We start from the raw sequence: 12,187 nt of genomic DNA on the forward strand, positions 1-12,187 counted from the left end.
ATTCGGTATGACACCTGTGTCCGCGTTACCCCTTGCGTTAATTCAGCTTGAAGTCCCACCCGCAAATGTCATCTCAGAGATTGGTGAACAGCCGCGCTGGTTTATTGATGCGCTGGATTTGCAACCTGATGCGTACCTGATTGTCCGGCCCCATCTGGGCGAGGCATTACCCAATTTCGATCAGATATCTGGTGCGATCCTCAGCGGCTCCTGGGCGATGGTCACCGACCATGCTGAGTGGAGCGAACGCAGCGCTGCGTGGATACGGGCGGCTATTGATCACGAGCTGCCGCTGCTGGGCGTCTGCTATGGTCATCAGCTGATGGCCTATGCGCTGGGCGGCGAAGTGGCAGATAACCCCAATGGATGGGAGCGTGGTCTGTTACCGATTCGCTGCTCAGCTCAGGCGCAGCGCGATCCGCTGCTGCAAAACCTGCCACAGGATTTCAGCGTCTGGCTATCGCATCGTCAGTCGGTTATCAGCGCGCCGCCTCAGGCGCAGGTGCTGGCCGCGTCTGCACGCGATGGCTGCCAGATTGTGCGCTATACACCGCATGCGCTCTCAGTGCAGTTTCATCCCGAATTTTCACGGCACATCATGAACGTCTGTACGCCGCAGGGCTGCGCAGAGGATGGGGCAAACGAGATTGAAGGAAAAGACTGGGCGCGTGCGTTGCTGGTGGCATTCTGGCAACAGACGCGCCCGGCAATGGGGCGTGCTCAGGGCGCGTAGTGACGCGTGCAGCGATAAACCCAGGCGGGTGGCACATTTTTCAGCACCCGCTGGCGCTCCCAGGTGAAGTAGCGCGACAAGTCAGGCTGGGTCAGCGAGGTGTACTGGAACTGCACAAACACGCCCTTCGGGCCGAGGGCGTTATAAACCGCGCGCAGAATGGCTTCACGCAGCTCAGGCGGAAGTGACAGCAGCGGCAGGCCAGAGAAAATCACGTCATATTCCCCGCTCAGGTACTCCGCAGAACAGGTCCGTACTGTCATGCGTGGATCATCCATCGCGACAAGTTTGTCTGCCAGCGTGTTACTGATCTCAAAAGCATCCAGCGTGGCATCAGGTGACATCTGATCCAGTATCCAGCGCGTCAGCACCCCATCACCCGCGCCGAGTTCGGCAACACGTAATGTTTCAGGCCATTCGACTGATGCGATCATGGCGCGGCACAACGCCTCAGATGAGGGCGTAATGCTGCCCATCTTGCGTGGGTTGCGGATAAACTGATGCACGAAATTGGCTTTAGCGCGCATCAGGGTAATAGCTGAAGCCAGCATGTTCATCTCCAGAATGAATTTATCCTCAGGTTGACCCTCTTTGTGCCGCAGAAGTTTCTCTTTGAACAGCCGTTTGGGTAAAAGTCGGAATTATCTAAAGACGAAGCGGAAACGCCTATTCCTTCGGGGCGGTCACAGTTTCCGGATAACAGACCTGACAGACTCTCAATGATGCTTCATGTTAATAATAAGTTTCATCATTGTTACATCAGTCACCTGTCAGGAGAATGACCATGCGTTACGCCGCCCCCGGAGAACAGGGTTCTCTGATCACATTACAAAAGAATTATGGCAACTTCATTAATGGTGAATTCGTCGCGCCGGTGAACGGCAACTACTTCACCAATACTTCGCCAGTGAACGGCTCTGCGGCCGGTGAGTTTCCCCGCTCAGATGCCGCCGATGTTGATAACGCCGTCGCCGCTGCGGCTGCGGCGGCTGACGCCTGGGGAAAGACATCGCCACAACAACGTTCTCTGCTGTTACTGAAGATCGCCGATCGGCTGGAACAGCATCTGGAGACCATGGCGGTCTATGAAACCTGGGACAACGGGAAACCGGTACGCGAAACGCTGGCGGCGGATATGCCGCTGGCGGTCGATCACTTCCGCTACTTTGCCGGTTGTGTGCGGGCGCAGGAAGGCAGTGCGGCAGAGATTGATGAGTTCACCGCTGCCTACCATTTCCACGAGCCGCTGGGCGTGGTGGCGCAAATTATCCCCTGGAACTTCCCGTTGTTAATGGCGGCCTGGAAACTGGCGCCGGCGCTGGGCGCAGGTAACTGCGTTGTACTTAAACCGGCAGAACAGACGCCGCTGTCGATCACCGTTTTTGTCGATCTGATTAAAGACCTGCTGCCGCCAGGCGTGCTGAACGTGGTGCACGGCTTTGGTAAAGAGGCAGGCGAAGCGCTGGCTTCTCACTCCGGCATTGCTAAGGTGGCCTTTACCGGCTCTACCGCCACCGGGGGTCACATTCTGGAACTGGCAGCGAAAAGCCTGATTCCCTCAACGGTCGAACTGGGGGGCAAATCACCCAACATCTTCTTTGAAGACATCATGCAGGCGGAAGAGAGCTTTATTGAGAAAGCCGCTGAAGGCGTGGTGCTGGGCTTCCTGAATCAGGGCGAAATCTGTACCTGTCCGTCACGTGCACTGGTGCAGGAGTCCATCTACGAACCGTTTATGGCCGCCGTAATGAAGCGGGTAAAAACCATTAAACGGGGCGATCCGCTGGACACCGAGACCATGGTGGGCGCGCAGGCGTCACAGCAGCAGTTTGATAAAATTCTCTCTTACCTTGAGGTTGCCCGTCAGGAGGGTGCCGAAGTACTGGTGGGTGGCGGTGTAGAGAAGCTGGATGATGAACTTAACAGCGGTTACTACATTCAGCCCACCCTGCTGAAAGGCAACAACAGCATGCGGGTTTTCCAGGAGGAGATCTTTGGACCGGTGATCGGCATCACCACTTTTAGGGATGAGGCGGAAGCGGTCAGCATTGCTAACGACTCTATTTATGGGCTGGGTGCGGGCGTCTGGACACGAGATATCAACCGTGCTTATCGGGTGGGCAGGGCGATTAAAGCCGGTCGCGTCTGGACTAACTGCTACCACCTCTATCCGGCACACGCCGCGTTTGGTGGGTATAAAAAATCGGGTATTGGTCGCGAGACGCACAAAATGATGCTGGACCACTATCAGCAGACCAAAAACCTGCTGGTCAGTTACAGCATCGAGCCGCTGGGCTTCTTCTGATCGACCTGACCAAATAATTTTTCCGTTTGTTACCGTTAAACCACGCTGAGGCGTGGTTTTTTTATGTCCCGACTTTGTAACCTGCTGACACACTTAAACTTATCAGCGGTCAGATTTTTGTAAAGAACGCTTAATCAGTCCTGGCTGCGCACAGAGTGTGGCCGTGTAGCGTTTCGCTTATCTGCCTTAATTCCTTTCCCTTCTTCACTCACGGCAACGCTGTCATTCAATCAATTAACTCATTGATAAATTGTCTCTTTACAGATAAATCCTGCCGCTTTAACGGCACTTCAGTGAAGGATGCCGTTTCTCACCACGCTTCCGTCACCCGCAATCAGCACCACTTTTTACATGAGTTACTTTAATGATGCTTCAGGGGTGAAAACACTAATTTGTAAAAATACTTTATATTTTTGCATGTTGTTAAGATTTGTCCTAAGTGGGTGCTTAAAAGCTCGACATATTTGGCTTAACTTATTTAGTTAATTATTTCTTAAGTAAATTCTAATGAAATAGGCCCGTTGAAATTTTGTCAATCTTCTGTAAACTCGAAGCTTATATTTACACATGGATCGTAATTTCAGACCCACGGGCAGGGACTACCTGGCTCGTGCGGTAGCTATGAAATTTTATAATGATAATAAGTACATGAAAGTTAAGCATTTAATTCATGTGTTAACAGGTGTGTTAAGTCATTTTATTTCGTAAGCGAATAGCGTTATGTATGTAAATCGTATTCAGTTTGTCGGTTTTACGACCAGGGATGGCATTAGTAAAACTTGGGTTTTGCCTGCCTGCTAAAATTTGCCGGGAAAAAATTGATCATGTTTCTGATCGTTTATTGCCAGGTCAGATTCTTCTCCATTCCCGCTCATACCTTCGCTGATGGTTTTTCATACTTAACTTTAACTGATCGTTTTTTGTAAGGTTACGCAACAGTTTTGCGCCGTTCGTTTAAGAATGATCATTCTGAATGGCCCTGATTGCGCTTCTTTCAAGCCCTGTTTCTAAATTTTCAACACTCACAACCGGCCTTTGGCCTCTCTCCAGGATATGAATGGAACACAACATGAAAAAAATGGCGAAGCTCCACATTGCACTAGGCCTGATGTTTGTTTTCTCTCTCGCGGGTTGTAAAACACCGCCAAAAATGACCGATGACACACTGGTCACCAGCACGGTGGACGGCGTAGCGCTCAGCCACCGTTATGCCGTAAAACCCCCCGCGCAGTTCAGCCCGATTAACGAGACTTACCGCGCGCTCTATCCTGGCTCGGTGATGAGCCAGCCAGGCTACGGTGGCAAGGTGGTGGAGACGCTGAAAACCGGTGAAAGCTATACCGTGATTGGTCAGGTGGAGAACAACTGGCTGGCGCTGGGTGAACCGGCCCAGGCTGCAGAAGCGAAACCGGATAGCGGCACGGCTACCGTGAAAGATGCACCGCAATCTGCCACGCCGCAGGCGACAGTTACGTTGACGGGCTATGTGCCGTTTCGCGCCGTGGTGAAAAGCGATCTCTACGATCAGACAGTTAAAGCCGATCAGCCTAAACGTCGTGCGCGCAGTAGCAGCAAGAAGAAAACCTGTGTCGCGGTGAATGGTGACAGCACTGCCTGTCAGAACAGCACCAACGGAACCTGGATCATTAACTAATCGCAAAAAGCAGGGAGGGCTTGATGATGAGAACAACTCAACTGCGTGGTGGGCTGATAGTGCTGCTGGCGTTGCTGCTGGCGGCCTGTAGCAGCAGTAAGCAGCCTGTGGCTTATTACAACCTGGACGTGCAAGGACAGAATCAGCTCAATGGCGGTGCGCCGCTGAAAGTCCGGGTGTTGTTACTGAGCTCCGATGCGGAGTTCATGTCAGCAGACTTCTTCTCCCTGCAAAACCAGTCCGCCACCGTACTGGGCAGCGCACAACTCAATACCCAGCAGTTCTTCCTGACACCCGAGCAGCGCAGTAAAACGCTGCGCATCAAGAGCCTGCCGGAGACACGCTTCATCGGCATCATGGCGGAATATCAGGCGCTGGACGGCAAAGTCTGGCGCCTGTCGCTGCCGGTGCCTGAAGATGCGTCGCCCTCATTCTGGGCGTTCTGGAAACGTAACGATGGCGAGCTGAATGCGCGCATTGTGGCGGGGATTAATGGCCTTCGCGTGGAAAAACAGTGATGCCTATGAACAGAGCCGAAAAAGTGGTCTGGACCGAGGGGATGTTCCTGCGTCCCCATCATTTCCAGCAGTCAGAAAATTATCTTCTCAGCACCCTGCGTGAGTGGGGCCAGTCACAGCGCGCTTATACCTGGGGCTTTTACGATCTGGAGTTTGATGAAGCGTTGCTGCGTCAGGGAAAACTTGCGCTGAGCGCCGCCAGCGGCTGCCTGCCGGATGGCACATTTTTCTCCTTCAGCCAGCCACAGCATGGCCCGGCACCGCTGGATCTTCCGGCCTCTGTTGACCGCAGCAAGGTCGTGCTGGCGATACCGGCCCGACGCAATGGCCGTGAAGCCGTCGCTTTCCAGGAGTCGCAGGACTCTCTGGCGCGCTACCTTGCCTGGGAAGCGGACGTGGAAGATGACAACGCACAGGCCGTGGGCAGCGCCACAGTGCAATTCGGCAAGCTGCGCCTGCGTCTGATGCTGGAGCAGGATCTCACCGCCGAGTGGACTGCGATGGGCGTGGCGCAGGTGATTGAAAAACGCAGCGACAACCACATCCGGCTCGACAGCGACTACATCCCGCCGATGCTGGGCCTGAACAGCAGTCGTCCACTGCAAAACATGTTTAACGACCTGCACGGGCTGATCCAGCAGCGCAGTCAGCAACTGAGTCAGCGAGCGCCGGGCACCGGCCGCTTCAACAGCGCTGATATGGTCGATTTTATGCTGCTGGCGCTGCTCAATCGTCAGCTTGGCCTGCACAGCCATCTGCAACATCTGCCGTTACTGCATCCTGAAACGCTCTATAGCCACTGGCTGCAACTGGCGGCGGAACTCAGCACCTGGACGCCCGCCCGCGCACCTGATGCGCTGCCGCTTTATGACCATGACGATCTTCACAGCTGCTTTAGCCGTCTGTCGCTGCTGTTGCGCCAGGGACTGTCGCAGGTCATGGAAGAGAGCGCGATTCAGCTGCCGCTGACCCAGCGCTCGCACGGCCTGAACGTCGCCACTGTACCGGAAAGCAGCATGGTGCATGAGTTTGGCTTTGTGCTGGCAGTAAAAGCCAGCGTGCCGGCTGATACCCTAAAAACCCATTTCCCGGCGCAGATGAAAGTCGCGCCGGTCAGTAAAATCCGCGATCTGGTGCAGCTGCAACTACCGGGCCTGGCACTTCGGGCGATGCCTGGCGCGCCGCCGCAGATCCCGTGGCATGCCGGATACAGCTATTTCGAACTGGATAAGAACAGCGAGCTATGGAAAGAGATGGAGCGCTCGGGCGCTTTTGCGCTGCATCTTGCCGGTGAGTTTCCGGGCCTGAACATGGAGTTCTGGGCCATCCGCAGTCAGTCAGAATAATAAACTGAGCACGCAGCATGATGCAGGAACAACAAAAATCACACAGCGATCTTGCGCCCGATGCCAGCCACCAGAATGTGCTGGTCGCGGCGGCTAACCCCCTGATTAACGCGATTCCACAGATCCGCCATTCGGTATCGCATGACGATCCGGCGCAACTGCGCCAGCAACTGATTGACCAGATTCGCCGCTTCGAGCTGAGCTGCCAGCAGTCCGGTCTCGGCTACGAAGTGATCATCGGCGCGCGTTACTGCCTTTGTACCGCGCTGGATGAGGCGGCGGCGCTGACCCCGTGGGGCAGCCGCGGCGTCTGGACCAGCAACGGCTTACTGGTGACGTTTCACAACGAAACCTGGGGTGGCGAGAAGTTTTTCCAGCTACTGGCCAAGCTGTCGCAGAACCCAAGACGCCACATTCTGATGCTGGAGCTGATCTACTTCTGCCTGCTGCTGGGGTTCGAAGGCCGCTACCGGGTGCTGGACAATGGCCGATCGCAGCTGGAGACCATCAAACAGCGTCTGCTGCAGATGATCAGAAGCGTGCGCGGCAATTACGCGACGGCGCTGTCACCGCATCCCACCGATCAGCCGGTGCTGCGCAAGCTGTGGCGACCGATGATCCCGCTCTGGGCCTGCGCCGCAGTCGCCGGGCTGGCGGCCTGTCTGTTCTATATCGTGCTCAACTGGCGTCTGGGCGATTACACCTCGCCGGTGCTGGCCCGCATCTATCAGACGGCGCTACCGGAAGTGAAGATCGGCAACCCTGCGCCGCCACCGCCCGCCACGCTCGACCTGCGCGGTTTCCTGAAACCGGAAATTGATGCCGGGCTGGTGGCGGTACGTGATGAAGCGGACCGTAGCGTAGTGACTCTGAAAGGGGATGGGTTGTTTGCTTCGGCGGCCACCGACGTGCGCGGACGCTATGTCGACGTGATCCAGCGCATTGCCGCCGCCATGAACAACGTCAGTGGCCAGATTCAGGTGATTGGTTACAGCGATAACGTACCGATCCGCAGTGCGCGCTTCGGCTCCAACTTTGAGCTTTCGCTGGCACGCGCGCGGTCGGTGCAGTCCCTGCTGCAACAGCAACTGGCAGATCCATCACGGGTGAAAGCGGAAGGACGCGGCGAAAGCAATCCGCTGGTGCCAAACAACAGCGCAGAAAATCGCGCACGTAACCGTCGCGTTGAAATCACACTGCTGGTGGCGCCGGATGCGACGCATGCCGAACTCAACGGCCTGGCGAGAGGGAACTGATCCATGCTGAATATTCTGTTTGCGGTGCTGACCAGCCGCCTCGCGTGGGGCTTCGTCGGCATCACCGCGCTCTCATTCATTATCTGGGTCATTGGCCCGGTCTTCTCAATCGTTGATTCGCGGCCGCTTGAACCAGAGCAGAACCGGATGATCAGTATCGCACTGCTCTATCTGGTCTGGGGTCTGGGGCAGGCGATCCCACGGCTTTACAATTACTGGCTCAACCGCAAGCTGATGTCGAGTCTGGAAACCGGCAAAAGCGATGCGCCGGAAGCAGATCGTCAGCGTCTGACCAGTGAAGAGCAGGTGCTGGCAGGGCGCTTCTCTGAAGCCACAGAGATGCTGAGAAAGGCGCATTTTCAGCGCCACAGCAGCAAGGGTACGCCGTTCTGGGCGCAGCGCTTTGGCCGCCAGTATCTCTATCAGCTGCCGTGGTACATGATCATCGGCGCACCCGGTGCCGGTAAAACCACCGCGCTGGTCAACTCCGGCCTGCAGTTTCCGCTGGCGGACAAGTTCGGCAAGTCGGCGCTGCGCGGCATCGGCGGCACCCGCAACTGCGACTGGTGGTTCACCAATGATGCAGTCCTTCTCGATACCGCCGGGCGCTACAGCACCCAGGAGAGTCAGCAGGATAGCGATGCCAGCGAATGGCATCATTTCCTCGACCTGCTGCGTAAATATCGCGGACGTCAGCCAATTAACGGTGTCATCGTCACCCTGAGCGTCTCCGATCTGCTGAGCCAGTCGCCCGAGGCACTGCGCAACCAGGCACTGGCACTGCGTCAGCGTCTGATGGAGCTGCACGATCGTCTCGGCATCCGTTTCCCGGTCTATGTGCTGGTCACCAAAGCCGACCTGCTTAAAGGCTTCCGCAGCTACTTCGGCTCGCTGGACAAAGCCCAGCGCGAACAAATCTGGGGGTTCACTTTTCCGTGGGCGAAGGCATCTGCCGCCGATTTTGAGCTGAACAGCCAGTTCCAGCAGGAGTATTCACTGCTGCAGCAGCGACTTGATGCCGGACTGGCCGACCGTCTGCTGATGGAGAGTGACGCCCAGGCGCGGGCGGAAAGTTATCTCTTCCCACAGGAGTTTGCGGCGTTACGTCCATTGCTGGCAGACGCACTTGATACGCTGTTTGCCCGCTCCGATTTTGAAACCCAGTTCGCGCCACGCGGCATCTATTTTGCCAGCGGCACCCAGGAAGGACTGCCGTTTGACCGGGTGATGGGCGAGCTGAACCGCGCGCTGAATCTGCCAGGCCAGCAGGCGGGCGAATCAGGCAGATGGGATCAGGTTGATAAAGACGCCCCAATTCCGCAGAACAAAGGCCAGAGCTTCTTCCTGAAAGGGGTGCTGGAAAATGTGATTTTCCAGGAGTCGGGCCTGGCGGGCAGTAATCGCTGGTGGGAACTGCGCAACCGCGCCGGATTGTGGTCGGGGTATCTGGCGCTGCTGGTGCTGCTACTGGTGGCGGGCGGACTGTGGCTTACCAGTTACAGCAAGAACAAAACTTACCTGCAGGAGATGGCTGCTAAAGGGCCACAGGTTGAGCAACTGGGCAATCAGCTTCAGCAGCAGGTCAACGGCGATCTCTTTGCGCTGGTGCCCTATCTCAACACCCTGTTGCACCTGCCAGAAAGCGCCGACTTCTCGCTGGAGTCTCCACCGCTGACGCGCCGCATGGGGCTTTATCGCGGCACCGAGGTCAGCGATGCAACCCGCGCGCTTTACGACAAAGCACTGAAACAGCTGCTGTTGCCGCAGGTGGCACAGAACATCACCCGCTGGCTGCGTAATGACACTGGCAGCGATGCGGACTACAGCTATGAAGCGCTGAAGGCGTATCAGATGCTCTATCAGCCGAAGCACTACGATGGCAAATTCCTGCAGGCCTGGCTGATGCTGAATCTCTCACGTGAGCTGCCGCAGAACGTCACGCAGCAGCAGGTAAAACAGCTGGCGTGGCATCTGCAACAGCTGCTGGAAACGCAGATCCACTCGTCGCCCTACGCGAAGGATGACGCACTGGTAAAGCGCGAGCAGGAAATGATTAATCAGATGCCGCTGTCACAGCGGGTTTATGGACGACTGAAGCGCCTGCTGCAACGGGATGACAGCCTGCAACCGGTCACGCTGGCGTCGCTGGGCGGCCCTCAGAGCGAGCTGGTGTTTTCCCGCAAAAGCGGTAAATCGGTGAATGACGGGGTGTCCGGTCTCTATACACCGGACGGTTACTGGCAGCATGTCGATAAGCAGATTGCCCCGGTAACGCAGGCACTTTATCAGGACGATCTCTGGGTACTGGGCGGTGCTGCGCCGCAACAGAAAAGTGAGCAGACCGATCTCGCGGTGCGTCAGCTCTATGTGCAGGACTATATCCGCCAGTGGGAGCAGTTTCTGAGTGATATCCAGCTCAACAGCAGCGCCGACCTTTCGCAACGTATCAACACCGCGCGTCTGCTGTCAGGCAATCACTCGCCGCTGCGCCAGCTGGTCATCAATCTCAGCAATCTGCTGACGCTGAACCGGGCGCAACCCGATGAGAAAACCGCGCAGGCAGCAAAACCGTCGGATAACAGCGCCACCCGTACTCTGGAAGCGCTGTTTACGTCACCTGAAGCGAGCGCTGCGCGTGGACAGGCGGCAACGCAGGTCTCTCCGGAACAGGCCGTTGCTGTGCACTTTGCGCCGATCCTTGAGCTGGCACAGCCGCTGCAGCAGGGCAGCAAGGTGCTGGCGGTGGATGACTTCCTGCACCAGATTGACGACCTTTATCGCTACCTCACGGCGGTGCAGGATGCCGCCAACAGCGGAATGCCGCCACCGGCCAGCGATGCGATCAGTCGTCTTCAGGCCAGTGCCGGACGACTTCCCGGTTCGCTACAGAATATGGTCTCCAGCATGGCGGTCGGCGCCAGCAGTGATGCACAGCGCCGCGACATGGATAACGTCCGTAAACGTATCACGATGGAGGTGGGCAGTTTCTGTCGTCAGGCGATCGCCGGTCGTTATCCGCTGGTGCGCTCCGCGCGCAGTGAAGTGACACCTGACGACCTGGCCCGGATGTTTGCGCCTGGCAGCGGCATGATGGACAGCTTCTTCCGCGACAACCTGGCCAGCAAAGTCGACACCACCAACGCATCGTGGCGCTTTACGCCAGGTATTGACGGCAAAACGCTGCCGGGTGGCGAAGCGCTGCTTCGTCCTTTCCAGCAGGCGCAGTCAATTCGTGATGCGTTCTTTGCCAATGGCGCAACCACGCCAGGCTTCCGCGTCACGCTACGCACCGTAAAAATGGACAATGACATCCTAAACCTGACGCTGGATGTGGATGGTCAGCAATTGCGTTACAGCCACGGGCCGCAGGCCGTGCAGATGGTCAGCTGGCCCGGCCCTGGCGGCACCAGCCAGGTGCGGATGCAGCTGGGCCTGACCAACGGTACCACGTCGACGCTGGTCACCAGCGGCCCCTGGGCGCTCAATCGTTTCTTTGACCGCGCCCGGGTTACTGCTGCAGGCGGCCTGACCCGTGAAGCCACGTTCAGCGTGGAGGGCCATCAGGTCACGCTGTCGTTCACCCCTGGCAGCATTCGTAACCCGTTCCAGCTTCCCGGCTTTAGCTGCCCCTGAAACAGGACCCGACAATGACTCATTACGCTGCACCCTGCTGGTACGGCAAATTGCCCAGCGCAGGTGACTTTGTGAAGCGCCGCTTTCCTGACGTGCTCTATCGCCAATGGTCCAGCTGGTTTCAGGTGGGCCTGCATCACTGGCAGAGCAGCCAGGAGAGTGAAAACGCCCCGTCGCGCCCGTTCCTTAACGCGCCGGTCTGGAATTTTGTGGTGCCGCCGATGCTGGGCAGTCAGCTGATCCAGATGGGCTGCCTGATCGCCGCACGGGACAGCGTAGGGCGTAACTATCCGCTCTGCGCGCTGCGCCACTTCACCCCCGCCGAGTGGTCTCCCGCGCTGCTGGCCCGCTCCGGCGAGTGGTATCAGCAGGTGGGCAATACGCTGCTGCGGGTGGTGCAGGGTGGCGGATCGCCGGAACAACTGGATCAGGCGCTGATCAGCATTCCGCAGCCGCAACCGCCGCAGGAAGCGGGCGAGTCATCAGATATTCTCAACGTCATCGGGCATGGCGACACGCCCTCGACGCTGAACTGGGCGCTGCCGGGCGAGAACTTCGACCCGCAGTTTTACACCAGTTTCTGGTGGACCAATCAAAGCGACGGCTTCCCGCTTTATACCCAGGTCCACAGCGGTAACTTCACCGCTCAGCTCTTTTCATTGCTGTTTGATCCGGCCGGTGGGGCAAAGCCGGGACGAAACGGACTTTATCCCCCGATGTTTGAATCCTGAGGCGACACGCA

9 protein-coding genes are annotated in these 12,187 nt (G+C 57.2%); 8 read left to right on the forward strand and 1 reads right to left on the reverse strand.

What is annotated here, in order from left to right:
* The first annotated feature begins 7 nt into the window (after positions 1-7).
* Positions 8-733 (forward strand): glutamine amidotransferase, encoded by a 726-nt coding sequence (locus H7K52_RS15315; protein ID WP_182630190.1) that lies wholly within the window; start codon positions 8-10, stop codon positions 731-733.
* Here the strand turns inward: H7K52_RS15315 and H7K52_RS15320 are convergent.
* Positions 721-1,284 (reverse strand): class I SAM-dependent methyltransferase, encoded by a 564-nt coding sequence (locus H7K52_RS15320; RefSeq protein WP_003853330.1) that lies wholly within the window; start codon positions 1,282-1,284, stop codon positions 721-723. The two genes, H7K52_RS15315 and H7K52_RS15320, sit on opposite strands and share 13 nt — an antisense overlap.
* Before the next feature lie 233 nt (positions 1,285-1,517).
* Between H7K52_RS15320 and exaC the strand changes: the two genes are divergently transcribed.
* The 7 genes from exaC to tagF all read left to right on the forward strand — a co-directional run bounded on the left by exaC (position 1,518) and on the right by tagF (position 12,176).
* Positions 1,518-3,038: an acetaldehyde dehydrogenase ExaC gene (gene exaC, locus H7K52_RS15325; RefSeq protein WP_182630191.1), complete on the forward strand. Its 1,521-nt coding sequence runs from the start codon at positions 1,518-1,520 to the stop codon at positions 3,036-3,038.
* A gap of 1,057 nt (positions 3,039-4,095) precedes the next feature.
* A complete protein-coding gene (locus tag H7K52_RS15330) occupies positions 4,096-4,692 on the forward strand; it encodes a hypothetical protein (RefSeq protein ID WP_003853326.1) in 597 nt (198 codons plus the stop codon).
* Positions 4,693-4,715: 23 nt separating this feature from the next.
* Complete coding sequence (tssJ, locus tag H7K52_RS15335) at positions 4,716-5,210, forward strand: type VI secretion system lipoprotein TssJ (protein ID WP_003853323.1); 495 nt, start codon at positions 4,716-4,718, stop codon at positions 5,208-5,210.
* A gap of 5 nt (positions 5,211-5,215) precedes the next feature.
* Complete coding sequence (tssK, locus tag H7K52_RS15340; RefSeq protein ID WP_033762909.1) at positions 5,216-6,556, forward strand: type VI secretion system baseplate subunit TssK; 1,341 nt, start codon at positions 5,216-5,218, stop codon at positions 6,554-6,556.
* Between the two features lie 17 nt (positions 6,557-6,573).
* Positions 6,574-7,812, forward strand: coding sequence for a DotU family type VI secretion system protein (locus tag H7K52_RS15345; protein ID WP_003853319.1), 1,239 nt, complete (start codon positions 6,574-6,576; stop codon positions 7,810-7,812).
* 3 nt (positions 7,813-7,815) lie between these two features.
* Positions 7,816-11,445 carry a type VI secretion system membrane subunit TssM gene (gene tssM, locus H7K52_RS15350; RefSeq protein ID WP_003853316.1) on the forward strand — a complete coding sequence of 1,210 codons (3,630 nt, stop codon included), beginning with the start codon at positions 7,816-7,818 and terminating at the stop codon, positions 11,443-11,445.
* Positions 11,446-11,459: 14 nt separating this feature from the next.
* Positions 11,460-12,176, forward strand: coding sequence for a type VI secretion system-associated protein TagF (tagF, locus tag H7K52_RS15355; protein WP_003853313.1), 717 nt, complete (start codon positions 11,460-11,462; stop codon positions 12,174-12,176).
* The last annotated feature ends 11 nt before the right edge of the window (positions 12,177-12,187 follow it).

Source organism: Pantoea hericii, from assembly GCF_014155795.1.
In the GTDB taxonomy this organism is placed as follows: domain Bacteria; phylum Pseudomonadota; class Gammaproteobacteria; order Enterobacterales; family Enterobacteriaceae; genus Pantoea; species Pantoea eucalypti.

Coding starts and splice junctions, on each gene's coding strand:
- H7K52_RS15315 (WP_182630190.1), top strand. CDS start 8: ATGACACCTGTGTCCGCGTTACCCCTTGCGTTAATTCAGCTTGAAGTC.
- H7K52_RS15320 (WP_003853330.1), bottom strand. CDS start 1,284: ATGCTGGCTTCAGCTATTACCCTGATGCGCGCTAAAGCCAATTTCGTG.
- exaC (WP_182630191.1), top strand. CDS start 1,518: ATGCGTTACGCCGCCCCCGGAGAACAGGGTTCTCTGATCACATTACAA.
- H7K52_RS15330 (WP_003853326.1), top strand. CDS start 4,096: ATGGAACACAACATGAAAAAAATGGCGAAGCTCCACATTGCACTAGGC.
- tssJ (WP_003853323.1), top strand. CDS start 4,716: ATGATGAGAACAACTCAACTGCGTGGTGGGCTGATAGTGCTGCTGGCG.
- tssK (WP_033762909.1), top strand. CDS start 5,216: ATGAACAGAGCCGAAAAAGTGGTCTGGACCGAGGGGATGTTCCTGCGT.
- H7K52_RS15345 (WP_003853319.1), top strand. CDS start 6,574: ATGATGCAGGAACAACAAAAATCACACAGCGATCTTGCGCCCGATGCC.
- tssM (WP_003853316.1), top strand. CDS start 7,816: ATGCTGAATATTCTGTTTGCGGTGCTGACCAGCCGCCTCGCGTGGGGC.
- tagF (WP_003853313.1), top strand. CDS start 11,460: ATGACTCATTACGCTGCACCCTGCTGGTACGGCAAATTGCCCAGCGCA.